Annotated in this window: 21 protein-coding genes; 10 read left to right on the top strand and 11 right to left on the bottom strand. The window is 62.3% G+C overall.

Annotated elements, in window-relative coordinates; translation table 11 throughout:
* Positions 1 to 8 precede the first annotated feature (8 nt).
* The 6 genes from dhaL to dhaK are packed head-to-tail and all read left to right on the top strand — an operon-like array spanning position 9 to position 4,346.
* Positions 9 to 611: a dihydroxyacetone kinase subunit DhaL gene (gene dhaL, locus RPG13_RS08885; RefSeq protein ID WP_337126999.1), complete on the top strand. Its 603-nt coding sequence runs from the start codon at positions 9 to 11 to the stop codon at positions 609 to 611.
* Positions 608 to 997, top strand: a complete 390-nt coding sequence (dhaM, locus tag RPG13_RS08880; RefSeq protein WP_006325214.1) for a dihydroxyacetone kinase phosphoryl donor subunit DhaM — start codon at positions 608 to 610, stop codon at positions 995 to 997. The genes dhaL and dhaM overlap by 4 nt, the downstream gene beginning before the upstream one ends.
* Before the next feature lie 21 nt (positions 998 to 1,018).
* Positions 1,019 to 1,321 (top strand): HPr family phosphocarrier protein, encoded by a 303-nt coding sequence (locus RPG13_RS08875; RefSeq protein WP_292221153.1) that lies wholly within the window; start codon positions 1,019 to 1,021, stop codon positions 1,319 to 1,321.
* The gene (ptsP, locus tag RPG13_RS08870) at positions 1,305 to 2,891 is read left to right on the top strand and encodes a phosphoenolpyruvate--protein phosphotransferase (protein ID WP_337124860.1); all 1,587 of its coding nucleotides are present in this window, start codon (positions 1,305 to 1,307) and stop codon (positions 2,889 to 2,891) included. The genes RPG13_RS08875 and ptsP overlap by 17 nt, the downstream gene beginning before the upstream one ends.
* Before the next feature lie 8 nt (positions 2,892 to 2,899).
* Positions 2,900 to 3,325 carry a hypothetical protein gene (locus RPG13_RS08865; protein WP_095484299.1) on the top strand — a complete coding sequence of 142 codons (426 nt, stop codon included), beginning with the start codon at positions 2,900 to 2,902 and terminating at the stop codon, positions 3,323 to 3,325.
* Between the two features lie 34 nt (positions 3,326 to 3,359).
* Entirely contained in the window at positions 3,360 to 4,346 is a 987-nt protein-coding gene (dhaK, locus tag RPG13_RS08860; protein ID WP_337124859.1) for a dihydroxyacetone kinase subunit DhaK, read from the top strand.
* A 358-nt stretch (positions 4,347 to 4,704) separates the two neighbouring features.
* On the opposite strand, the gene RPG13_RS08855 is transcribed toward dhaK, so the two are convergent.
* The gene (locus RPG13_RS08855) at positions 4,705 to 5,496 is read right to left on the bottom strand and encodes a DUF2259 domain-containing protein (RefSeq protein ID WP_337124858.1); all 792 of its coding nucleotides are present in this window, start codon (positions 5,494 to 5,496) and stop codon (positions 4,705 to 4,707) included.
* 145 nt (positions 5,497 to 5,641) lie between these two features.
* On the opposite strand from RPG13_RS08855, the gene RPG13_RS08850 reads away from it, so the two are divergent.
* Both RPG13_RS08850 and RPG13_RS08845 read left to right on the top strand, forming a co-directional pair.
* Entirely contained in the window at positions 5,642 to 7,549 is a 1,908-nt protein-coding gene (locus tag RPG13_RS08850; RefSeq protein ID WP_337124857.1) for a propionyl-CoA synthetase, read from the top strand.
* A gap of 100 nt (positions 7,550 to 7,649) precedes the next feature.
* The gene (locus RPG13_RS08845; RefSeq protein WP_127204061.1) at positions 7,650 to 8,729 is read left to right on the top strand and encodes an acyltransferase family protein; all 1,080 of its coding nucleotides are present in this window, start codon (positions 7,650 to 7,652) and stop codon (positions 8,727 to 8,729) included.
* 307 nt (positions 8,730 to 9,036) lie between these two features.
* Here the strand turns inward: RPG13_RS08845 and RPG13_RS08840 are convergent, their stop codons facing one another.
* From RPG13_RS08840 to RPG13_RS08815, 6 genes are all read right to left on the bottom strand, one after another.
* Positions 9,037 to 11,415 carry a polysaccharide biosynthesis tyrosine autokinase gene (locus RPG13_RS08840; RefSeq protein ID WP_292646174.1) on the bottom strand — a complete coding sequence of 793 codons (2,379 nt, stop codon included), beginning with the start codon at positions 11,413 to 11,415 and terminating at the stop codon, positions 9,037 to 9,039.
* A 270-nt stretch (positions 11,416 to 11,685) separates the two neighbouring features.
* On the bottom strand, positions 11,686 to 12,582 hold the full coding sequence (locus tag RPG13_RS08835) for a UTP--glucose-1-phosphate uridylyltransferase (protein WP_128285602.1): 897 nt from the start codon (positions 12,580 to 12,582) through the stop codon (positions 11,686 to 11,688).
* Between the two features lie 57 nt (positions 12,583 to 12,639).
* The gene (locus RPG13_RS08830) at positions 12,640 to 13,608 is read right to left on the bottom strand and encodes a glycosyltransferase family 2 protein (RefSeq protein WP_292221139.1); all 969 of its coding nucleotides are present in this window, start codon (positions 13,606 to 13,608) and stop codon (positions 12,640 to 12,642) included.
* The gene (locus RPG13_RS08825) at positions 13,598 to 14,548 is read right to left on the bottom strand and encodes a glycosyltransferase (protein ID WP_128285601.1); all 951 of its coding nucleotides are present in this window, start codon (positions 14,546 to 14,548) and stop codon (positions 13,598 to 13,600) included. Before RPG13_RS08825 ends, RPG13_RS08830 begins: the two co-directional genes overlap by 11 nt.
* A complete protein-coding gene (locus tag RPG13_RS08820) occupies positions 14,548 to 15,546 on the bottom strand; it encodes a glycosyltransferase family 2 protein (RefSeq protein ID WP_128242349.1) in 999 nt (332 codons plus the stop codon). The genes RPG13_RS08825 and RPG13_RS08820 overlap by 1 nt, the downstream gene beginning before the upstream one ends.
* Before the next feature lie 25 nt (positions 15,547 to 15,571).
* Positions 15,572 to 16,744 carry a glycosyl transferase family 1 gene (locus RPG13_RS08815; RefSeq protein ID WP_128242348.1) on the bottom strand — a complete coding sequence of 391 codons (1,173 nt, stop codon included), beginning with the start codon at positions 16,742 to 16,744 and terminating at the stop codon, positions 15,572 to 15,574.
* Positions 16,745 to 16,933: 189 nt separating this feature from the next.
* On the opposite strand from RPG13_RS08815, the gene RPG13_RS08810 reads away from it, so the two are divergent.
* A complete protein-coding gene (locus tag RPG13_RS08810; protein WP_095484308.1) occupies positions 16,934 to 18,430 on the top strand; it encodes a lipopolysaccharide biosynthesis protein in 1,497 nt (498 codons plus the stop codon).
* Positions 18,431 to 18,468: 38 nt separating this feature from the next.
* The gene (locus RPG13_RS08805) at positions 18,469 to 19,491 is read left to right on the top strand and encodes a phosphoribosyltransferase family protein (RefSeq protein ID WP_128285598.1); all 1,023 of its coding nucleotides are present in this window, start codon (positions 18,469 to 18,471) and stop codon (positions 19,489 to 19,491) included.
* Between the two features lie 14 nt (positions 19,492 to 19,505).
* On the opposite strand, the gene RPG13_RS08800 is transcribed toward RPG13_RS08805, so the two are convergent.
* The 4 genes from RPG13_RS08800 to RPG13_RS08785 form a co-directional block, all read right to left on the bottom strand.
* On the bottom strand, positions 19,506 to 20,585 hold the full coding sequence (locus RPG13_RS08800) for a glycosyltransferase (RefSeq protein WP_127290017.1): 1,080 nt from the start codon (positions 20,583 to 20,585) through the stop codon (positions 19,506 to 19,508).
* A 96-nt stretch (positions 20,586 to 20,681) separates the two neighbouring features.
* The gene (locus RPG13_RS08795; protein ID WP_095484310.1) at positions 20,682 to 21,131 is read right to left on the bottom strand and encodes a hypothetical protein; all 450 of its coding nucleotides are present in this window, start codon (positions 21,129 to 21,131) and stop codon (positions 20,682 to 20,684) included.
* Entirely contained in the window at positions 21,128 to 22,588 is a 1,461-nt protein-coding gene (locus RPG13_RS08790; protein ID WP_292221132.1) for a GMC oxidoreductase, read from the bottom strand. The genes RPG13_RS08795 and RPG13_RS08790 overlap by 4 nt, the downstream gene beginning before the upstream one ends.
* Positions 22,589 to 22,688: 100 nt before the next feature.
* The gene (locus RPG13_RS08785; protein WP_095484311.1) at positions 22,689 to 24,020 is read right to left on the bottom strand and encodes a UDP-glucose dehydrogenase family protein; all 1,332 of its coding nucleotides are present in this window, start codon (positions 24,018 to 24,020) and stop codon (positions 22,689 to 22,691) included.
* Positions 24,021 to 24,026 lie beyond the last annotated feature (6 nt).

Below are 24,026 nucleotides of genomic sequence, written 5' to 3'. Positions count from 1 at the left end.
CTGGGACGATGGACAAGGTTGACCTGAAGACGCTGATATCCGTCACCGCCGACACGATTGTCGCCCACGCGGACGAACTGACCGCGCTCGACCAGGCGATCGGCGATGGCGACCATGGCCTGAACATGAAGCGCGGCTTCGAGGCGGTGCGGGCGGAGGCCGAGGGGTTTGCTGCAAAGCCATTGCCGGAGGCGCTGAAGGCGATCGGCACCAAGCTGGTGATGACGGTGGGCGGGGCATCGGGACCGCTGTTCGGGACGCTGTTCATGGCGCTCGGCAAGGAGATTTCCGTAGAGCCGGATCGCGCCAATCTGGCTACGGCTTTCGGCAAGGCAATCGAGGCGGTGGCAGCGAGGGGCAAGTCGCAAGTCGGGCAAAAGACCATGCTCGACGTGCTGCAGCCGGTGCATGACGCCCTGCTGCAGGGAAAGACCGGGGCGGAAATCGCCGATGTCGCGGACCGTGCAGCCGATGCCACCGTGCCGATGAAGGCATTGCGCGGACGCGCTTCGTTCCTTGGCGACCGCTCGATCGGCCATATGGATGCCGGCGGGCGCTCGGTCGCGCTTCTGGTGCGGGCTGTCACTGAGACCATCGGGGAGCAAGCATGAGCAATGTCGGCATCGTTATCGTGTCGCATTCACCGCTGGTCGCCGAAGGCACGGCGGACATGGTGCGCCAGATGGTCGGCGACGAAGTGCCGCTTGCATGGTGTGGCGGAAACGGCCATGGCGGGCTGGGGACCAATGTCGAGGCGATCATGGGCGCCATCGACAAGGCCTGGTCGGAGGCGGGTGTCGCCATACTTGTCGATCTCGGCGGCGCCGAAACCAACAGCGAGATGGCGGTCGAGATGATCGGCGAGCCGCGCGCGCAGAAGATCATCGTCTGCAATGCGCCGATCGTCGAGGGCGCGGTGATGGCGGCGACGGAGGCTTCCGGCGGCGCTTCGCTCAGGGAAGTGGTGGCGACGGCACACGAATTGTCGCCGTCGTGAATGAACAGGAATTTTGACTCAATGTCCGCATCCGCAGAAGCCACCGTCTTGATCACTCACGAGGTGGGCCTGCATGCGCGCCCTTCGGTGAAGCTCACCAAACTCGCCAAGACATTTTCGGCCGAGGTCGAAGTGGCGCTCGCCGCCAACGGCCCTTGGTTCGACGCCAAGAGCATCGTCAAGGTAATGGCGGCCAAGGCGCCGAAAGGCACGGTTCTGCATATAAGGGCCAAAGGTGACGGCGCCGGCGAAGCGGTCGGCGCGCTTGTCGAGCTGGTGCGGCGCGATTTCGACGAGGGCGCGGACCATGCCCGAACCGCTTAGGCTGAAGGGGATTTCGGCCTCGGCCGGCTATGCCGAGGGGCCGCTGTTCAACCTAGATCCGGTTGCCGCGCGCTATGCCGGTAAGGCAACGGCTGCTGAAGAGGAGGCTGCGCTCGATACGGCAATCGGTGTTGCGACAGGCAGGCTCACCACGCTGATCGAAGCGAGTGAAGGCGATGCGGCCGATATTCTCGAATTCCAGATCGCCATGCTGGAGGACGATGCGCTGACCGGCCCGGCCTTTGCCGCGATTGCCGCCGGCCAGCCAGCCGATGCGGCATGGCGGCAGGCACTGGATGCCGAGATCGCAGGCTACGAAACGTCGGACCAGGATTACTTCCGCGCACGCGCGGCCGACATGCGCGACATCAGAGACCAGGTGCTGCGCGCGATGACCGACGACAGCGAGGCAGCTGCGCCGGCGGGAGCCATTTTCTATGGCGAGGACATCGCTCCGACGCGCTTCCTCGAAACCGATTGGAGTTCCGGCGGCGGCATCGCGCTGAAAGCCGGCAGTGCCGCCAGCCATGTCGCCATGCTGGCGCGCTCGCGCGGCGTGCCGATGATCGTGGGGCTTGGTGCTTCGCCGGCTCATCTTGCCGGCATCGCACTGCTCGACGCCGAGCATGGCGGCATCGTGCTTTCGCCATCGAAGGCCGAGATCGAAGCTTTCCGCCGGTCTTCGTCGTCGTTCACGGCCCGTCGCGACAAGGCACAGTCCTATCTGGAGAGGCCGGCGGTGACAAAAGCCGGCACAGCGGTGCGCGTGCAGGTCAACATCGCCGATCCATCCGATGTCGACGGCATCGATATCTCGACCTGTGAGGGCATCGGGCTGATGCGCACCGAATTCCTGTTCGGCAAGACGCTGCCCGACGAGGAGACGCAGTATTGCGCCTACCGCAAGGTGCTGGAATGGGCGGGCGAAAAGCCGGTGACAATCCGCACCGTCGATGCCGGCGGCGACAAGCCGGTGCCAGGCTTCACCGTGGACGAGGGCAATCCGTTTCTCGGCCTGCGCGGCATCAGGCTGTCGCTGGCGCGACCGGAGGTCTTTCGCGTGCAGATCCGGGCCCTGTTGCGCGCCGCCGTGCATGGCAATCTCAAGGTAATGTTCCCCATGATCGCCGTGGCGGACGAGTACGAACGTGCCGTCGCGCTATTTACGGAAGAACAGGCTGGTCTCGTGGCGCGCGGCGTCGCGCAAAAAATGCCGCCGCTCGGCATCATGGTCGAGGTGCCGTCGGTTGCGATCGCGCCGGAAGCGTTTGCCAACGTCGCCTTCTTCTCGATCGGCTCGAACGACCTGACCCAGTATGTGATGGCGGCGGCGCGTGACAATGCTTCCGTCGCCCATCTGAATTCCGTCCGGCACCCGGCCGTGCTCCGGCTGATCGCCTCGGTTGCCGCCTTCGGCCGCGCGCAAAAGATTCCGGTCAGCCTGTGCGGCGACGCCGGTGGCGATCCAGCGTCGATCCCGGCGCTGCTTGAGGCCGGCCTGCGCGACCTTTCCGTGGTTCCCGCCCAGCTCGCCATGGCCAAGGCGGCCATCGCGGACGTATCGATCTAGGCGCTGGCATGGCCGACAAGACACCTGAACCCGGCTCCGAAGAGGCGATCCGCGCTTACAAGACCATCCTGTCGCAGGTGATCGACCAGCGCCCGTCCGGCATGCGCCAGCGCCTCGCCGACGCGCTCGGCAAGCACCGCAGCTTCGTCACGCAGATTTCCAGCCCGGCCTATTCGATCCCGATCCCGTCAAAACATTTGCCGGCTATTTTCTCCGTCTGCCATTTCAGCCCGGCCGAACGCGACCATTTTCTTGCTGCCTACCACCAGGCGCATCCGGGAAAAATGTCGGTGGCGTCAGGCATGCGAAAGACGCGGCATGTCTCGCTGATCGTTCCCGATTTCGGTGACGACAAGCAGAACGCAGCACTCGACCGGGCAGTCAACGATTTCATCCAGAAGATCACCAGCATAGCCGGCAAGGGCGGGACATAGTCGCGCCGCGCCTGGCCATTTCGGGAGGACGGTCATGAAGAAATTTCTGAATTCGGTCGACACGGTGCTGACCGAAAGCCTCGATGGTTTCGTCGCCGCCCATGCCGACATCCTTGTGCTTGGCGACGAGCATAAATTCGTCCGCCGTAAGGTGCTCAAGCCGGGCAAGGTGGCGCTGATCTCCGGCGGTGGCTCTGGCCACGAGCCGCTGCATGGCGGGCTGGTCGGGCATGGCATGCTGGACGCCGCCTGCCCCGGCCAGGTGTTCACCTCGCCGACGCCGAACCAGATGCTGGCCGCGGTAGAGGCCGTCAACACCGGCGCCGGCTGTCTGTTCATCGTCAAGAACTACGAGGGCGATGTGATGAATTTCGACATGGCCGCCGAAATGTCGGAGGGCGTCGTGCAGATGGTGACCAATGACGATGTCGCGGTCGAGAACTCGTCCTACACCACCGGCCGGCGCGGCGTCGCCGGCACGCTGGTGGTCGAGAAGATCGTCGGCGCCGCGGCCGAGCAAGGCATGGCGCTGAAACCATTGAAGGCGCTTGGCGAACGCGTCAATGGCGCGACCCGCTCTATGGGCGTGGCGCTGACCAGTTGCACCGTGCCGGCGGCCGGCAAGCCAACCTTCGATATCGGCGACGGCGAGATGGAGTTCGGCGTCGGCATTCATGGTGAGCCCGGCCGCCGCCGCGACACGTTGAAGAGCGCCGATACCATCGCCGAGGAGATCTGCGCGGCAATCCTGGGCGATCTGGGCGACAGGGCGAAAGGCCCGGCGCTGCTCTTCATCAACGGTTTCGGCGGCACGCCGCTGATGGAGCTTTACCTGATGTACAACAGCGCCCGAAATATCTTCGAGAATAACGGCGTGACGGTCACCCGCTCATTGGTCGGATCCTATGTGACATCGCTCGACATGGCCGGCTGCTCGATCACGCTGACCATGCTCGAAGACGAGACGACCGCGTTGTGGGACGCACCGGTGCATACGGCTGCACTGCGCTGGGGGATGTAGCACGGTCAAACACCGCGCTGCCCCTGAAGCGGGACTTTGCAAAGACGCCCCCAAAAATAGTCGGTGACAACACTGTCATGCGCCACGCTGAGCATTGTCAGACCAGTTTGGTGGATTTAGCACAATGTTGCTTTGTTTACCTTTGGTAAGGTAAGGAATTCGGTGGGTTTTGGGGGGCAGAACATGCGTTACAATTGGGATCGGGCTCCGACGGGGTTCGAACGTCACCGAAAGGCGCTCGCCGCTGCTTTGCTGATCGCCGGCGGGGTCGGACTCGTGCTCGCGGCGCTGCCGCTCTAGAACCAATCCGAATAGGGCAGTCGAGATGGCGTCGAGGATGCCTGGGCGCGAGCGGCTTTCAAGGCACCTCGCCGGTCACGGCGATAAAGCGGCGGTCCCGTCCTTCAAATCCCTGACTGAAGCGTTGCACGAGCACGGCTAGCACTACCGAACTGCCATCCGGGGTGAACGCATAGGATTCCGACAGGCTGTAGGAAGTCGGGCAATTCCTCGAGCCGGGCACGGCTTTGTCCTCATGCAGCAGCTTGAACGGCTTGCCATCCTGTCCCTGCAGCGTCAGGCGGAAACCGAGCGCCTTGCCGGCCGTGGCGCCTTGCTGCGTCTCATCGAAACTTGACGAGCAATCCGTCGTGCTCTCAGCTAGGGTCTGGTCGAGCTGGATGGTCGAGATGCCAAGCTCGTCATAGCTCGTCGAAAGCCATTTCTGCGAAACCTGCTCCAGGCGCGCAATGTCTTGGTAACCGATCATGTCGTCGGGAAAGGTGAATTTGTCCACGGCCGTCCGTTCGCCGCGCGGCGCGATGGCATATCGGGCGAGCAGAGGTGCCGCCTGCGCGGCTGCCTGTGCTCTCGCCTGCTCCAGGGTGAGCGTCGCCTCTTCCGACTCGTCGACGATGTGGATGGGCTTGCCGCCGACGAACTCAGCGGTGCGCGTGTCGATGATGTCGATCTCCGACCAGCCCGAATCCGAAACACCTGCATCGAGCGTGCCATATTGCTCGAAGGCGAAATAGTTGCCGTCCGGCGAAAAGCCGATAATGCGCCTCGCCGCCGCATCGCCGGCCTGAGCGGCGGAAGCGACCGTCAACAGCACAGCCGCCAACACGGTAACCTCGCATCGCGTCTTCATTGCGCCTTGCCCCCCATTATGACCCTAGACCATCATGCCGCGTTTTGCGGCCAAGGCGAGGTCGCCAAAAGACGAAATTGCACATGCTTGCAAAAACAGCATACGCTATTTCAAAGACAGCAAACATTCCTGGGGAGGAAGCTGGATGGCGTCACGCTACCACGAGGTCTATGACAGCTGGAAACGCGATCCGGAGAAATTCTGGGCGGATGCGGCCAAAGCCATCGACTCGTTCTCACCCTACGACAACGTGTTCGATCCGAATGCCGGCGTCTACGGGCGCTGGTTTGGCGGCGCCTCCTGCAACACCTGCTTCAACGCCGTTGACCGTCACGTGACGGGTGGCCGCGCCGATCAGATCGCGCTGATCCATGACAGCGCGATTTCAGGCACGATCAGGAAATTCACCTATGCCGAACTGAAGCGCGAGGTGGTCGCGCTGACATCGGTGCTGAAGAACCGCGGCGTCCAGAAAGGCGATCGCGTCATCATCTACATGCCGATGGTTCCGGAAGCGGCCTTCGCCATGCTTGCCTGCGCCCGGATCGGCGCCGTGCATTCGGTCGTCTTCGGCGGCTTTGCCTCGCACGAGCTCGCCACGCGCATCGACGACGCCAAGCCGAAGCTGATCATCTCCGCCTCTTGCGGCCTGGAGCCTGGGCGCGTCGTCGCCTACAAGCCGCTGCTCGACAAGGCGATCGAGACGTCGCGGCACAAGCCCGACGCCTGCCTCATCCTGCAGCGCGACCAGCTGCGCTGCGAGCTCAGGGAAAACCATGACATCGACTATGCCGACGCCGTCGCCCGCGAGCGGGCCGCGGGCGCCAATGTCGACTGCGTTCCGGTGCTCGCCACCGACCCGCTCTACATCATCTACACGTCCGGAACGACCGGCCAGCCCAAGGGCATCGTGCGCGACAATGGCGGCCACATGGTTGCGCTGAAATGGTCGATGGAGAACGAGTTCGGCGTCAAGCCGGGAGAGGTGTTCTGGGCGGCTTCCGACGTCGGCTGGGTGGTCGGCCATTCCTATATCGTCTACGGCCCGCTGCTGCATGGCTGCACGACCGTCATGTTCGAGGGCAAGCCGGTCGGCACGCCCGACGCCGGCACCTACTGGCGGGTGATATCAGAGCATGGCGTGGTCGCGCTGTTCACCGCGCCGACCGCCTTCCGCGCCATCAAGGGACAGGATCCCAAGGGCGAATTCGTCCCGAAATACGACCTCTCGAAATTCCGCACGCTGTTCCTCGCCGGCGAGCGCGCCGATCCGGAAACCATCAAATGGGCGGAGCAGAAGTTGCACGTGCCGGTGATCGATCATTGGTGGCAGACCGAGACCGGCTCGCCGATGACGATCAACCCGGCCGGATTGGGCCTGCTGCCGGTGAAATACGGCTCGCCCGGCGTGCCGATGCCCGGCTATGACATCCGCGTGCTCGATGATGGAGGTCATGAGGTCGAGCGCGGCACGCTGGGCAATGTCGTGGTCAAGCTGCCGCTGCCGCCCGGCTGCCTGCCGACGCTGTGGAATGCCGATGACCGGTTTCGCCAAGCCTATCTCGACGAATTCCCCGGCTTCTACAAGACGGCGGATGCCGGCATGATGGACGAGGATGGCTATTTGTTCGTCATGGCCCGAACCGACGACATCATCAATGTCGCCGGCCACCGGCTGTCGACCGGCGCCATGGAGGAGGTGCTGGCCGCGCATCCGGACGTTGCCGAATGCGCCGTCATCGGCATCGCCGATCAGATGAAGGGCCAGGTTCCGCTCGGCTTCGTCGTGCTGAATGCGGGTGTCGACCGCGATACCGGCACTATCGAGACCGAGGTGGTCACCCTGGTGCGCGAGCGCATCGGCCCGGTCGCCGCCTTCAAGACGGTGGTGACGATCAAGCGCCTGCCAAAGACGCGCTCCGGCAAAATCCTGCGCGGCACCATGCAAAAGATTGCCGACAAGGAAGAATGGACTATGCCGGCGACCATCGACGATCCGGTCATTCTCGACGAAATCACCGCAGTGCTGAAGGGACGCGGGATCGGCCTGTAAAGACATCTGGCCATCGACAGCGCGCCGGTAGCCAATTGGCTATTGTGCAACGCAGCAAATCGCCATACAGTTTTGCCGGGGCGCCCACCGACGATACGGCATGGCTCAGCAAAAAACCACATTTGGCGGCGTCGACATTCTTCGATTTCTCGCCGCCGTCCTCGTGATGTTCTACCACTACGGTTACTGGGTGTGGGCCTTTCCCGCCGGCGTTTCGGCACGGGCCACCGGCGGCATCCCGCCGCATCCGGAACTGGAGATGCTCGGCTCCGGATGGGTCGGCGTACAGGTGTTTTTCGTCATCAGCGGCTTCGTCATCGCCTTCAGCGCCGAAAACTCGACCCCCTTGCGGTTTTTCGAGGCAAGGGTGAAGCGGCTGGCGCCGGCGGTCTGGATCTGCGCGCCGGTCACTGCGGCGGTGCTGCTCCTCGTCGGCCTCAGCTGGCCGACGGATGCCGTGAACCGGCTCGTTCGCACGGCATTGTTCGTTCCCTACTCCCCCTGGGTCGACAGCGTCTATTGGACGCTCGGCATCGAGATTGCCTTTTACGCCGTCGTCTGGACCTTGCTGTGGCTGGGCCGCTTCCATCTGATGGAGGTCGTGGCCATTGTGATCGGCATGGTCAGCACGCTCTTCTGGTGCCTGTATTATCCGCTCGACTGGTCGGCCTTTGCCGAGACGCGTTGGCTCGCCCTGCTGCTGGTGCATCATGGGTGCTTCTTTGCGACGGGCGTCATGATCTGGCTGATGCGCTTCAAGGCGGTGACGCCTTTCCGTCTTGTCCTCTGCGCGCTGTTTCTCGTCGGCTGCGTCCTCCAGATCGCCAGTTCGGTCGATGTTCACACCGTGAAGGTCGAAGAGCAGATGCCATACGCGCCACCGATCGTCTTCTTCCTCGTTGCCATCGCCCTGATGGCATGGTCGTTGCGGCTCGACCTCTCCTGGCGCGGCTGGCGCCGGATCGGCCTGATGACCTACCCTCTCTATCTGATCCACGATGTCGTCGGCGCTGCCATTCTCGGCGCCCTGATGCGTGCGGGAGTGCCATATCTGCTTTCGGTGGTCATCGTCGGGGCGACCATGGTCGCCGCGAGCTGGCTGATTGCGATCGAGGCCGAACCGCGAGTCCGGCTTCTGCTCGACCACACCATCTTCCGCTATCGTCTCAAGGCGGCGTAACCGCCGGCGTGTCACGCCGGTTCGTGGCTGCAAACGTGCTGCTGTGGAATGTGCGGCGCGAAGCATGGTGCCCACGCTCTTTGCAAGTGATGAGCCCTCTTTCCTACGTGTCGACCGGTCGCGGCGCGGTCAAGCGAGGCGATCGACCCACGCATAGGACATCATTCCCGTCGACACTGTCGCTTCATGCCCAGCCGCCGATCATTGCCTTGCTCGAGGGCATCCGTGTTCGCTCACGCCGCATCAGCCAGCATCGGCCTCGCCGCACAGGACGACGATCCGCTCAACATCCATTCCTATACGGGCCTCAGGTATTTGCCTTCGTCCGCGCTTCCGATTTTTCCAGATAGTAGCTCGAATACCTGTCGAAAAATTTCTCCGAGCCGCCGATCGATCCATACTTCGCCAGCTTCTTCAGATCGACCTTGTTCAACACCACGCCGACGATCTTGTTGGCGATGTAGGATTCCGAACTCAGTATGGATTGCACCATCGCGCGCGGCGTGCGCCCCCACTCGGTCACGAGCACGAAGCCGTCGGCAAGCGGAGCAAAGGCCTTGGCATCGACCACGGGGCCGAGCGGCGGCAGATCGACGACGATGTACTCGAAGGTTTCCTTGGCGTTGTCGATGAAACGTCGCATCCCGGCCGACGACAGAAGCTCGCTTGTGTGGGAGAAATGACCGCGCGGGACGGCCGGGACGATCGCCAGCTTGGTCTGTCGGTCGATCTTGCCGACGGACTGCCAGGTCTGCCCGCTCACCACCGCTTCCATCAGGCCTTGCTCGGCCTCCATGCCAAGGCTGCGGCTGAGGCCGGGGTTGCGCAGGTCGCCGTCCACCAGCAGCGTTTTGGAGCCGTTGGCGGCAAGCAGTCCGGCCAGATTCGCCGCCACGGTCGATTTGCCCTCGCCGGGAAGGACCGAGATCACGCCGATGACCCGGCTGCCTTGCCCTTCCAATACGACGTCGAAGGCAATCTTGGCGCTGCGGAGCGTTTCGGAAAACATCGATGCCGGGGCGTCGATGCTGACCCGCATGCGCGCGCGTCTTTCGGCGGCCGACGGTGATTGGGCGGTTTTGACATCCGCCTGACCGTCATCGTTCTTGGCGACCTTGCTGCCAATGACTGGCAGGTAGCCGAGGAATTTGAGGCCGACGCGATCGCGAACGTCCTCACCGGTCCTGAAGAACCGTTCCCTGAATTCGTTCAGGCCACCGACCCCGGCCCCCATCATCAGGCCAAGCACAAGCGAAAGTCCCAGCACGATGGACGTGCGCGGCGTTGCCGCCGACTGCGGCAGCGTCGCGTCTGAGATGACGCGGATCTTGCCGACCGGGAAGGATTGCTGCTGGGAGGCTTCCTCGTAGCGGCCAAGGAATGTCTGATAAAGTGTCGAGAGCGCCGTTGCCTTCTGCTCCAGCTCGCGCAGCTGGACCTGCGTCTGGTTGTCGATGGAACTCTTGCCGGCCGCTAACGCGACATTTGCGCGGAGCGCCGTCTCGCGCGCGAGAGCGACTTCGTATTCGTTGCGATAGCTTTCGGTCAGTTGCTTCAGCTCGCCGAAAATCTGCGCCGATATGTCGACCTTTTCCTTGGCCAGCGCGACCGCCTGGGGATGCTCGGCGCCGAAATTGGCTTCGATATCCTGCTGCCGCTTGGCGACAGTGAGATAGCGGGTCTTGAGCGTCGAAATGACCGAGCTGCTCGGCTGGTCGGCGGATATGGCGGCATCCCTGAATGCGTTGTCCGAACCGCTTTCGACGATCGACTTGTACTGCTGATAGCGGGCGCTGGCGCGCGCGGTATCGGCCTGCGCTTCAATGAGCTGCTCATTGAGGTCGGACAGTTGCTTGTCGCTGATCAACTGGCCATTGTTATTGACGGCCAATCCATGTTCGGCCCTGAACTTCTCGACCGCGAGCGCCGCTCCTTGGGAACTTTCGCGAAGCTCCGTCAGCCGGCCTTGCAGCCAGACCGCCGCTCGCTCGGTCGCATCGAAGCTCGCATCGAGCTGATCGGCGAGATAGGCGTCGGCATAGGCTTTGGTGATCGCCGTCGCGAGCGCAGGATCCGTCGCCTGATAGGCTATGGAGATCACATAGCTTCGACCGATTCGCTCGGCTTGCACCTCGTTCTGCAGTTTGAGGATTGCGTAATCGCGGCGTGACGAGGCGATCATCGCCTCACGCGTCGGCGCATCAAGCTGGGTAACGTCGGTGGTGCCCACCACGGCGGGGTTGGGACGGAAGTACCGGATCACGCCGCGCACAAAACCGGCGGCCTTCGACGCTGCCGACGTCGGCGGGTACAAGAAAGCGTCGTTCTGATCGAGCTTCTGCTTGTCGACGACCACCGCCGCCAGCCTCGCCGAGTGGAGAATTTCGATCTGGCTCAGAATGGCGGAATCGGTCTGCATGCTGACCGACGCCGCCGAGACCTCGTCGACGACCTTGTTCAAGCCTTCGTCGATCAGCACGCGGCTCGTTGCCATGTAGGTGGGAGGCGTGGTCTGCAGATAGAGCACGCCCAGAAAAAGACCGATGGCGGCACATACCGCGACCACCTTTGCCTGCCTTGCTGCCATGCTGAGCAGGCGCTCGACATCGATGAAGTCTTCGGCGCTTACGGCGTCTGAACTCGGCAATGGCTTCCTCTTGTCGAGAGGAAAATTGGCATAATTCATCTTCGGTCCAATTCTAGTTTGCATCTAGAGCGGCGGTCCCTCAAGTCGAACTGTGCCGCCGCTCTATCTCTTGTTTGAGCATAGGATTTTCCCAAAACCGGTCTCCGTTTTGGGTCCGATGCTCTGGTTTGCAGGCGCTAGAGCAAGATCGGGGGCATCAGCATATGTGCAACGCAAGCTTCATGCCAGACGCCGCGAAACCCGGGCGGCCAAACATATCGGCGTGTCTTGCGTCACCATTCATACGCTAATACTCCCCAAAAATGGGCTTTATGCGGCTTCTACCCGGCGCTCATGCGACCGGACGAACTCCTGAAGCATCTCGAAGATCGGCCCCTTCATGTCGTCACGCGCCAGCGCGAAGGCGACATTGGCCTGGATGAACCCTTCTTTCGAGCCGCAGTCGAACATCCGGCCATTGAAGGGCTGGGCGAAGAAAGCCTGGCTCTGCGCAAGGCGGACCATGGCGTCGGTCAGCTGGATTTCGTTGCCGGCGCCGCGTTGCTGATTGCCGAGCAGCGCGAATATCTCAGGCTGCAGGATATAGCGGCCGTTGATGTAGTAGTTCGACGGCGCATTGGCGGGAGCCGGCTTTTCGACCATGGCGGTCACCTCGAAGCCCGAGCCGACATCCGCGCCGCAGCCGACGATGCCGTATTTGCTGGTTTCGGTCGGGTCGCAGCGCTCGACGGCGATGACGTTTCCGCCAGTCTGCGCATAGAGGTCGGTAATTTCGGCGAGACATCCGCGACCGCCGAAGGACACCATGTCCGGCAACAGCAATGCGAAAGGCTCATCGCCGATGACCTCCCGGGCGCACCATACCGCATGGCCGAGACCTTGCGGCGACTGCTGCCGGATGAAGCTCGTCGCACCAGCCACGGGAAGCAGGCTTTCCAGCGCCTGAAGCTGCGCTGTCTTGCCGGTCTGCTCCAAAGTCCCGATCAATTCTGGATGCAGGTCGAAATAATCCTCGATGACCGCCTTGTTGCGGCCCGTCACGAAGACAATGTGCTCGATGCCGGCTTCGAACGCCTCATCCACCGCATATTGCACGACAGGCCTGTCGACGACCGGCAGCATTTCCTTCGGCATCGATTTGGTCGCCGGCAGGAATCGCGTTCCAAGCCCCGCTACCGGTATGACTGCCTTCCTGACTTTCTTCATCGCATATTCCTTCTGAGGAGATCGACTTCAACCTGTCGCAGGCCGCGAAACTGTTTTTCACCTGCCTGCACCTTTCACCTCCCCCGCACCCACGGCAAATTGCGCCGCCACCCTTCGCAGCCGGACGGCGATCGGCATGCCCATATGCCGAACCGCTGCCGGATCGCTGAGCGCCGTCCACACCGCCTTGAGCGGGGACCGCGCCTTGATGTGCTGGACCAGCGACAGGAACGACGCCGCCTTGCGCAGGCTGCGCGTGCGCCTTGCGAAAGCGGCCTCGGCCTTTGCGTCCATCGAATGAGTTCTGGCGAAAACGAGATCGGCCTTGCGCATCGCCTCGACGTGATGAAGTTCGAGCACGCGGGAAATGGAGCCGGTCCGGATATGGTAGACATAGCCGGTCGTCGGCTCGACCACGCATTTGCCGCCCTTGGCCAGGGCACTGGCCAGCAGGATGTAATCTTCACCGATGATCAGGTCTTCGTCATAACGAAGCCCGTTTTCGTTCAGGAAACGTCGCTGGAATATCGGCTTGAGATAGCCGAGATTGAACCTGGATTCGAAGACCACATTGCCGGCGATAAAGTCCGCCAGCGAGATTTCACTCAAGCCCTCCAGATAGTCGGCCGGGAACATCGTCTCTTCGGCAACGCCGTCCTCGCGAACGACCTGGAGATTGTCGACCGCGATCTCGGCGCCCGCTTTCTCCGCGCGGTCAATCATGGTGCAGATCCGCCCGGGATAAACCGCGTCGTCGGAATCGAGGACCGCGACCCATCTGCCGCGGGCAAGCTCAAGGCCGGCATTCCTGGCGCCGCCGGGGCCACGGTTTTGCTCAAGTGCGACAACACGCACGATGTCTTCGGGGTAGGATCGCGCCAGATCGAGCGTCCGGTCGCCCGACTGGTCGTCGACGACGATGATTTCGACGCTGACATCACGCTGGGCAATGGCGCTGGCGATCGCCCGCTCGATGGTTAGTTCCGCATTGTAGGCGGCAATGACAAAGGTGACGTCAGGCTGCACGCTTGCCCCCTTCCTGCGGCGAGGGCAGGCCATACTGGCGGATTTCACGCACACCGACGAGCCCGCTCACGACGCCGACATGCATGATGCCGCGAAGCACGCTGCGGTTCCTGCGCACGGGATTGATGACGACCGGGATTGCCGATGCGAAACAATAGACCGCCTTTGCCGAGGCGAGGCCGACTTGCCTGACCAATGCGAGGCCGCGTGCGTCGCGACCCATGAGATGCCCGTGCGTCTGCCCGACGCGGAACCGGCGGCGGCGGAGCCAGTCGAACGCGGCCCTGGCGCGCGGCACCACTTCGTCGACCCAGGCCTGCGGCGAAAAAGCGATGCGGCCGCCGGCTTTGACCATATGGTCGAAGAACTCGGTGTCCTCGCCGCCGGTCTGGCCACGCGCGAGGCTGAACCGCCGACCGCGGAGGCTGTCGGCGCCCATCCTGAGCAGAACATTGCAGGTGTAGCCGGTGCGGATTTCGCCGCGCACCCAGACGGGCAAGGTGGAGTGGAAATCGCCGCGACGCATCCAGTCGGGCGCGTCTGGCCGATAGCGCGCCCGCACCGGTCCGAGCACGGCGGCGGCGCCACTCGCTTCCGCCGTCGCAACCAGTTCGGCGAGCCATTTGGAAGATGCCGTTTCGTCGTCGTCGAGAAAGGCGACGAAATCCGACGTGCTGGCGTCAAGGCAGGCGTTGCGGGCGATCGAGATGTTGCGCGCCGGACAATGACGATAGCTGATCGGCAGCTTCAACGTCTCCGCCAGCGTCGCCACCAGCAGTTCGGCCGTCGGGCCGTCATCATTGTCGGCGACGATGACGCGGATGTCGAACCCCGAAGGCACATCCAGAGCGGCAATGGAGCGGAGCGTGTCGGCAAGCTCCGGCCGCCGAAACGTGCAGACGCAGATATCTATGCTGCGGTTTTTTTCGGCCGCACCCATCACGCTACCCTCCTACGCTGCGATCGCGGTCCAAGCAGTTGCAGCCAGAAGCCTACGGACCAGCCGAAATGCATGACCATCGCCGAAATCCCGGCAAGCGCACTGTCCGGATTGCGCTGGCTGATGGCGGTCCATACGCCATAGCCGAGGCAAACCGACGCCCACACCAGAAGCGGCACGACCGCCAGCCAATGCACGAAGAAAAAGGCAGAGAGAAGGACGACGGGGAACACCAGCAGCGGCACCATCTGCCGGACCTTCGGTATCATGCGGTGCTTGAGAACGTTCTTTGCCCGGCCGCGGCCATAGCCGAGATACTGGAAATAGAGGCCGGCGAGCGACGACCGCGGGTAATAGATCATTTGCGTCTTGCCGCTCATCCAGATCCGGTAGCCGGCCTGGCGCAGCCGGTAGTCGAGCTCCGCATCCTCGTTGTGGCTGAACGTCTCGTCATAGCCGCCGACAGCCTTGAAGGCCGATATCCGCATCAGCGCATGGTGACCGTGATCCACCCACTCTCCCACCGAGAGATGCCGGTGCTTGGAGCCGCCCGTGCCGAGCTTGGAATTCTGTGCAGCCGCCACCGCTTTCTGCACCGTGCCGCTGCCGCTGGTCAGCATGGAGACGACGACCGAATCCGCGCCGGTGGCCAGCGCCTCCTCGACCAGCCGATCGCAATAGTCCAGGGGATAGCCGCCATGCGCATCGATGCGAATGAGATACTCCGCTCCTTCTCCGTAACTGGCAACGGCGAGATTGATCGCCGCGCTCTGCAGCCGCTTTTCATTGTGAAGAAGGATGATCCGCGGATCCTTCCCGGCGATCTCCTCGACGATCGCCCTTGTGGCGTCCGTGCTGCCGCCATCGGCAACGACGATCCGGGCACCGAGCCTCTCGGCCGCTGGTCGAAGCTGATCAACAAGCGCGCCGATGTGAGCCGCTTCGTTCAGGCACGGAATCACGATCAGGCTGGGCGCAAGCATTTCGGTTTGCGTCATTGGCCCGTGTCCATCTTTAGCCATCCTAAGCCAGTGCCTCGGCGGCATATGGACCGGGCACGGCCGTCAACCCGCGAAGCTTCTCGACGAGCGCTCGGCAATCGCTGCGATCATGGCTCCAGGTTCGCGGATTGCGGGCAAGAACACACGCCCGCAATTTCCCGAAACGATGCTGCTCCATATCGCCCAAGGCGGCTTCGAGCGCCTCAGGCGTGGCTTTAGGCAAAAGAACGCCGATACCCTGTCGGTCGAGAAACCGGCCGGTTTCGGTGTTGCCCATCGAGATCGGCACCGCGCCGAAGCGGCAGCCCTCATAGAGGCGGTTGGGCAGCAGCCATTCGGAATTCAGCCCCTGCTCGAAAAAGTCGATGGCCCAGGAAAAATGAACCTCGCGGTAGATCGTCGCCATGTCCTCGGGGTTCCGATAGGGCCCGCCAAACGAGAGCCAGGGCTCGGATTCGACGAAACCGTGAAAATCCGGAAATTCGGAAAGCGCCGGACGGCCTCTGAGGATGATTTCGAAGCGCCCCTCGAGCCGTCGGGAAAATTCGGCCAGAAGCTCCAGGGAGCGGCGGCACCGGAGTGCGCCGAACCAGCCGATCCGCCAAGGCGGAGCGACGGGATCCTCCACCACCGTGCGATCATCCAGCAAAACCGCGGCAGGCTCGAAATATTTGTTTTCGAGCAGTTCGACCGGCGCGGCAATCTGGCCGAACGGCTTGAAATAGTTGGCGATGAAGGCGGGCGAACTGGTCACCAGCAGCTTTACATCCCTGGCCAGATAGCGTTCCGCGCCGCGCATCGCCTTGCCCAGAAAGTCGTCGCGAAGCACCAGGCGATGGATATCGAGACACTCATAGACAATCGGCACCGTTGCCTGGAACGCCGATCTGGCACGGCGGGCAAGCGCCAGCATTTCCAGATTGCGCGCGATGATGAGGTCGGGTCTTGGCATCGAACCGAGTTTCGAGACGATCGAGACCGCCGCCTTTGTGACCGCTGCCAGGCGCTGGCCGAATCGGCCGTCGCGCGTCGCGCCAAGATCGATCGGCTGCAAGCCCTCGACGTCGGCGATTGGGCTTGCTGTCCGACGGAAGCCCGCCAGTGTGACCTGGGCGCCGCCTGCCTTGAGCATTATGATCCGCCGGCGCACTGCCGGGTCGGAGACGTCGTGTACCAAGTACAAGACATGCAGCATGAAAATTCGACCGCTGTTGGCCCGCCCGCAAGAATCCTAGTACAGCTCGTGCTGCATCGCAACATTTTTGGTGCAGCGTAGCAAAAATCCACGTTTTTTGTTGCGCTGCAAAATTATTGCCGTAGTTTGATGGTGGCATCGGGCGCGGGTCGGGACGTCGGACCGGCACAAAAATCAGGGACCCTGAATTTGCAAGCCAATGCATTCGACCCGCCAGAGGGCTCTCTCCGCAGATCGGTCGGACGCGGCGCTATCATCACGGCTTTGGCGCAATCGGTGCGGGTTGCGACGCAGATCGTCTCCGTCATCGTGCTGTCGCGCCTGCTGTCGCCGCAGGACTTCGGTGTGGTGGCGATGTGCGCACCGGTGCTTGCCTTCATCGCGCTGTTCCAGGATTTCGGCCTGACCCAGGCCACGATCCAGAAAAGCGGGATAAGGCATGAGGAGATCAACTACCTCTTCTGGGTCAATGTCGCGGTCAGCACGTTGCTCGCTTGCGTGCTTGCCGGCTCGGCGCCGCTGGTCGCCGCTTTCTACGGCGAGCCGCGGGTGGCCGGTCTGGTGGCAGCGCTTGGGCTGCAGATCATAGCCTATGGGCTGGGTGCCCAGCATCTGGCGCTGCTGACACGCCGCATGCAGTTCGGCCGCCTGGCCATCATCGACGTCGCAAGTGCCGTCGCCGGCCTCGTCGTATCGATCGCCTGGACTTTCATCGACCGTTCCTACTGGGCACTTTTTGCCGGCACGCTGACAACAGCCGTGCTGCCCACGCTTTGCTTCTGGGCAAACTCGCGATGGCGCCCTAGCCTGCCACGCAAGGTCGATGGCATCAGCGACCTGATCAATTTCGGCGCCGGCATCACCGGGTTCAATTTCACCAATTTCTTTGCCCGCAATCTCGACAATGTGCTGATCGGAAAATATTGGGGCGAAGCGCAGCTTGGGCTTTATGACCGAGCCTACAAGCTGCTTCTGTTTCCGTTGAGCCAGATCACCAATCCGCTGTCGAAGGTCATGGTGCCGGCTCTTTCCAGGCTGAAGGACGAGCCGGACCGCTACCGCAGCGCCTATCTTCGCGTCATGCCGCTGATCTTGCTGGTTGCACTTCCCGGTGTCGCCTTCGCCACCGCCATGTCCGACCTGCTGATACCGTTCGTGCTCGGCGAGCAGTGGCGGCAGAGTTCCAACATCTTCCTGGCGCTCGGTTTTGCCGGGCTGCTGCAGCCGCTCAACAACCCGGCGGGATGGCTTTTCATCAGCCAGGGTCGCTCGGGCGATTTCATGCGCTGGGGCATCATAGCGGCCGTGACGTCGGTGCTGGCCTTCCTGGTCGGCCTGCCTTATGGCGCGCTGGGGGTGGCGATCGCTTATGCGATCAGCGAGTATCTCAAAACACCTTTCCTGTGGCTGTATATCGGCAAGACCGGGCCGCTGCGGGCAAGCCACATGCTTCGCGCGGCAACGCCCTTCGTGCTTGGCGCGCATCTGGCGCTTGCCGCGATCTGGTTTGCCAAGCCGCTGCTGCCGCAACAGCACATCGTCGCCATGGCGAGCGCGGTTGTGCTGTCCTACATGATCACCATCGTGACCGCGCTGGCGTTTGCTTCCGGCCGCGAAGCATTGCGGGAGGCTCTGAAACTCCTGCCGGCACGGGCGCCCGCGGCAGCACCAAGCGAGGCGAAGTAACTTGCACGGACATCCATACGAGAAGCAGGTCTGATCCCATGCACTACCGATCGATCTCCGACATGAACGATGCGATTGTCAGGAACCTTCACCGGTTGCCGCGCGACATCGACCTGGTGGTCGGCGTTCCCCGAAGCGGGATTCTCGCCGCCACACTGCTCAGCCTGACGGCGAACATCCCGATGACCGATCTGGACAGCTTCCTGGCCGGAAAGATCTATACTTCGGGGGTCACCAAGCGCCGCGCCGCGCTCGACCGACAGGCCTCCGACATGCGCAAGGTTCTGGTGATCGACGACAGCGTCAGCGGCGGTGCCGCGATGCGCGAGGCGCGCAGCCGGGTAGAGGCCGCCGGCATCAAGGCGGACTTCACCTTTGCCGCGGTGTTCGGCCTGCTGCCTCAGCACGAGGAAACTGACGTCGTCCTGGAAGTCGTGCCGCATCCAAGGATGTTCCAATGGAACTTCATGCACCACAAATTCCTCGCGCAATGCTGCGTCGACATTGACGGCGTGCTCTGCCTGGACCCGACCGAAGCCGAGAACGACGACGGTCCCGCCTATGAGAAATTCCTGAGCGAAGCACTGCCTCTGTTTGGCCCGACCCGCAAGATCGGCTGGCTCGTCACCAGCCGGCTCGAGAAATACCGCGCGCTTACCGAAGCATGGCTCGCAAAGCATGGCATCGCATACGACAGACTGATCATGCTTGACCTGCCGAGCAAGGCGGAACGGCAACGGCTTGGCGTGCATGGCAGTTTCAAAGCCGATTTCTACCGCAAATCCGACGCCATCCTGTTCATCGAGAGCGAGCACCAGCAGGCCCTCAAGATCGCCAAGCTTTCCGGCAAACCGGTGCTGTGCGTCGAAACGCATCTGGTAACTTATCCCGATACGCTGTCGCTTCCGGCACTAGGACAGACGGCACGCAACCTTCCCAGCAGATTGCGGGGGATCAGTTCGCCTGACGGGCGCAAGACGGCAATCAAGACCGTGGCGCGCACACTGCTCGGCGAACGCGGCTACGAGACGCTCAAGAGCCGGATCAAAAGACCTGCTTGAATCCGATTCAGAACTTAGGCGGCCTGCCGCGAAGGCTGCCGTGCCGCCCTGTCGAGCATCGAGAAGAAGGTCGCGAACTGACCAGCCGGATCGAGTTCCGGTCGCTCGGAGAATGCACGTGCCGCCGTTGAAAGCCGCCCATATTCCTGGCTGTCGGTCCACAGACGCCTGACCACTGCCACCCAATCGGCGAGCGGGGCGTCGTAATCCAGCACCACGCCACCGGAGCCGATCGCTTCGGGCAGGCCGCCACGACGCGAGCCGACGACGGGAATGCCGCTGCAATGGGCTTCCGACGCCACCCGGCCCCAGGCCTCTTCCCACTTGCTGGGGGCGAGCAGGATTTTCGTGCGGCCATAAACGGTTTTCATGTCGCTGGTCCGGCTCTCCAGCGTGACGTTGCCGAGCGGCGCAATCGTCTGCTCGATCCGGGCCCGATGATCGTCGTCAAGCTTCCAGCTTTCAACGAATAGGAACGGGATTTCGGAACAGGCGGCGGCAATGCGCACCGCAAGCTCGAAGCCTTTTTCCTCATAGGGATTGATCAGCGTGACAAATTCGCCTGTCGTCGGCGTGCTGTAGAGGGCGGGATTGATGGTCGGCGGTATAACCGTCGAATCGATATCGAATTTTGCCTTGTAGGTGCGCGCAGTGAATTCGGAATTGGCGATGTAAAGCGCCGAATGCAGCTCGCGCAGATCGCCGCCCAATTCGTGGAACTCGACGTTTCTGAGATAGACGACCAGCGGCACGCCTTCCGCCTGCAGCGCCTTGCCGATCGGAACCGACTTGTGGCACTGGACCACGGCGACATCCGGCCTCAGCTTTTCGACGGCAAAACCCGCCGCCTCCCAGGGAAACCAGGCCCGCACGACCGGATAGCCCGGATAGCTGTCGATGACCGCGCGCTGTCTCAGAAGCTTCATCTTGGCGCGCGCCTTGTAGCCGAAAACGCCTTGGCCAAACAGGGCGGCGAGCACCGACGCCTCATGCCCGTGCTCGAGCAACTGCTCGGCAAGATGATGGGTGCTGGACTGGACACCGCCGCTGAACTGGGGCGTGTAACCGTTGCCGCCTGCAAAAAGCACTTTCATGGTTTCGGCTCCTTGTCGCATTCTCAAGTTTACGGGCGATGACGCATTGCTTGTTAACGCATGGCTTGTTCACGCGTGATGGCTTGCGACCCGCTTTCAGGCATCCTGTTGCATCTCTAAATTGGCGAACGGATTGGTGCATGGCTGCCATCCGGTGAATCGGATCGGATCGGTTGGCGAACTGCGCCGGGCATAGTCGGTCAGCATATGGAACTCGGCAATAACCCAGCGGTCGAAATGGCTCAGATCTTCTTTTTTCTGGTCGGGGAGAAACCGGCGTGCGGCGCCCAATTTCAGCTCTTCAAGCAGAGTGACCGCATCGCCCAGCTTTTTGTTTGGAAATATCCAGGGGTTCCGCTTCTGGAATTCCAGGACGAACTGCTGCAGATGTTCGATGCGCATGTTCAGCCTGCCGAAATATCTTTCGAGCGTGACGCGCACCAGGTCCTCGTCCGAAAGCGAGGAAACGGCGGCATAGGCGATGCCGGTCGAAGCAACTCCGCCAGCCATGATGGCCAGTGCCGCGCGCCGCGAAACCTTGATCATCCGGCCATTTCCTTTCCCGCTATCCGGCTCGCCGCCCGCAAGGAGAGGGCTGCCGCGGTCAGGCTCGGGTTGGCACAGGAACAGCTTGGATATGTGCTCGAGCCGACGACGACCAGGTTCCTGAGCTGATGGTGGATCATGTCCCGGTCGACCACCGAATCCGCCGGGCTCAAGCCCATCCTCAACGTGCCCTGGACGTGCGACTCGGTCGGCCGGATGCCGCGATCGAAAATCTCTTCGACCGGCAGCGGGGCTAGAAGCGCCGGCAGTTTCTCCTTTGCCCACGCCATGCCCTTGACGGCATAGTCGGATGCCCCCTTGAAACTGACGAAGGCGTTTTCATCCTCGTCGAGGATGACGAGATTTTCCGGCTCGAGCAGGTTTTCGGTGACAATGATGAGGGGAAGCGTCTGACGGATACGCCCCTTTTCGGGGCGCATCCCGTGCTGCCAGCGGTTTTCGAAATAGACCAGCGCCGCCGCATGCTGCGATCTGTGGGCGCCGTCATAAAGGCCGAAATTCAAGCCGGTGGTGATGGTGCTGCCATCGAAATTGTCGACCCCGTCGAGATAGGCTTCGAAATTCCATCCGTAAGATTCGTGCAGGCCACGCCCGACGAATTCGCCCGACAGGCCGGATCGCAACATGATCGCCGGGCTCTGGATGGCATTGGCGCCCAGAATAAAAAGATCGCCGCTGACCAAATATTCCTTGCCGTCCTGCACGAACACGACCGAACGGACCGATCCGCCGACGTGATCGAGGCGGCGCACTTCCGCGCCGAGGCAGACCGAAACGTCGGGATGCTCGAAGACGTGCATCAGGCCATTGTTGGCGGTGAATTTCGCGTCGACCGGGCATAAGCCGCATCGCAAATTGGCGCAGCACGAAGACCGCTGCGCGGTCGGCACGCGCGCCCTGGCTGTCGGCACGACAAAGTGCTGGTCCGGCTGCGCCGCTTTCATCATCCGGTCCGGCGTCGACATGTGATGCGGTGGTTGTGGAAACGGCCTGGAACGCGGCATCATCGCCGCCATGTCGGGGTCGCCTGAAATCGACATGACGTCCTCTGCATCGCAGTAGAACGGCTCGAGCTCGTCATAGCTGATCGGCCAGTCGTTGCCGATGCCGTAGAGGCTTTTCAGCCTGAAGTCGTTCGGATGAAAGCGCGGCGTCTGCGCGAACCAGCAATTCGTTCCGCCACCCAATCCGATCGTGTAGTTCCACGGCTTATCGGAGTTGGTCTTGTAGGTTGTCTCTTCGTCGATGTCTGTGTTGACGTTCTGGTCGAGCTGCCATTCATGCGTGTTGTGCCGGCCCCATTCCAGAACCAGAATGCGAGCCTTTCGCTGCTTCGCGAACGCATGCAGGAAGAACGCCGAACCGAAACCGGAACCGATGGCGACAAGATCGAAATGTTCGTTGGCGATCTGTTCCGGCCTGACGCCCAGCACCATCAGATAAAACCCTTTGTTGAAACGAGCGCGTTCATCAAAGCCTTCGTAACCATCCTTGGTGTGCGAGCCAATCTTGCCATAGGCCTTTCCCGAATGGGCCTCACGCCGCCATCCTGCCGATCGAGTGGTATTCGATGCCGTGGCGGGCAATGACCTTCGGGTCGTAGAGGTTTCGGCCGTCGAAGATGATCGGCGTGGTCAACGCATCCTTCACCGCGTCGAAAGAAGGCGCGCGGAAGCTCTTCCACTCGGTGGCGATCAGGAGTGCGTCGGCGCCACGCAGCGCTGCCTCCTTGGTCCCGCACAAGAGGAGATCCTCGCGCAGCCCGTAGATGGCCTGGCATTCCTGCATCGCCTCGGGATCGTAGGCCTGCACTTTGGCACCGGCCTTCCACAGCGCTTCCATCAGGACACGCGCCGGCGCCTCGCGCATGTCGTCGGTGTCGGGTTTGAAGGCTAAGCCCCAAAGCGCAAAGGTCTTGCCCTTCAGATTGCCCTCGAAGTACCGGTTCACCTTGTCGAACAGGACCGACTTCTGCTCGTTGTTGCGCTCCTCGACCGCGCGCAGCAGCTTGGCATCGAACTTGACGCCTTCCGCCGCCTTGATCAGGGCGCGCACATCCTTGGGGAAGCACGAGCCGCCATAGCCGAGACCCGGATAGATGAAATGGTAGCCGATGCGCGGATCGCTGCCGATGCCCTTGCGGACCTCCTCGATGTCGGCGCCCAGCTCCTCGGCCAGATTGGCCATTTCGTTCATGAAGCTGATCTTGGTCGCCAGCATGCAATTGGCCGCGTATTTGGTGAATTCGGCGCTGCGCACATCCATCACGATCATCTTCTCGTGGTTGCGGTTGAACGGCGCATAAAGCTCACGCATCACCGCCTCGGTGCTTTCGCTGCTGGTGCCGACGATGATGCGATCGGGCTTCGTGCAGTCGGCCACCGCCGAGCCTTCCTTGAGGAATTCCGGATTGGAGGCCACGTCGAAAGCCAGATCCTCGCGACCCCGCGCCTTCAGCGTCGCGGCGATCCTGGCCTTTATCTTTTCGCAGGTGCCGACCGGCACGGTCGATTTGCCGACGACGATCTTGGGCGCGTCCATCTCCCGGCCGATCGCCTCGGCGACTGCCAGCACATATTTGAGGTCGGCCGAACCATCCTCTCCGGGAGGCGTGCCGACGGCGATCATCTGGATTTCGCCATGCTTGACCGCGGCGGCGGCGTCGGTGGTGAACTTGATGCGGCCGGCCGCGTGGTTCTCCTTGACGAGGTTTTCGAGCCCGGGCTCGAAAATCGGGATGAGGCCCTGATTGAGCCGCTCGACTTTTTTCACGTCGATGTCGACGCACACCACCTGGTGTCCGACTTCGGCAAGCACCGCCGCCTGCACCAGACCGACATAGCCAATTCCAAAGACCGTCAAATTCATTTGGTT

The sequence above is a fragment of the Mesorhizobium sp. ISC15 genome, assembly GCF_037162615.1.
Classification (GTDB): domain Bacteria; phylum Pseudomonadota; class Alphaproteobacteria; order Rhizobiales; family Rhizobiaceae; genus Mesorhizobium; species Mesorhizobium mediterraneum.
Note: the sequence above shows the minus strand (reverse complement) of the source record. Positions and strands in the feature narration are given on the sequence as shown.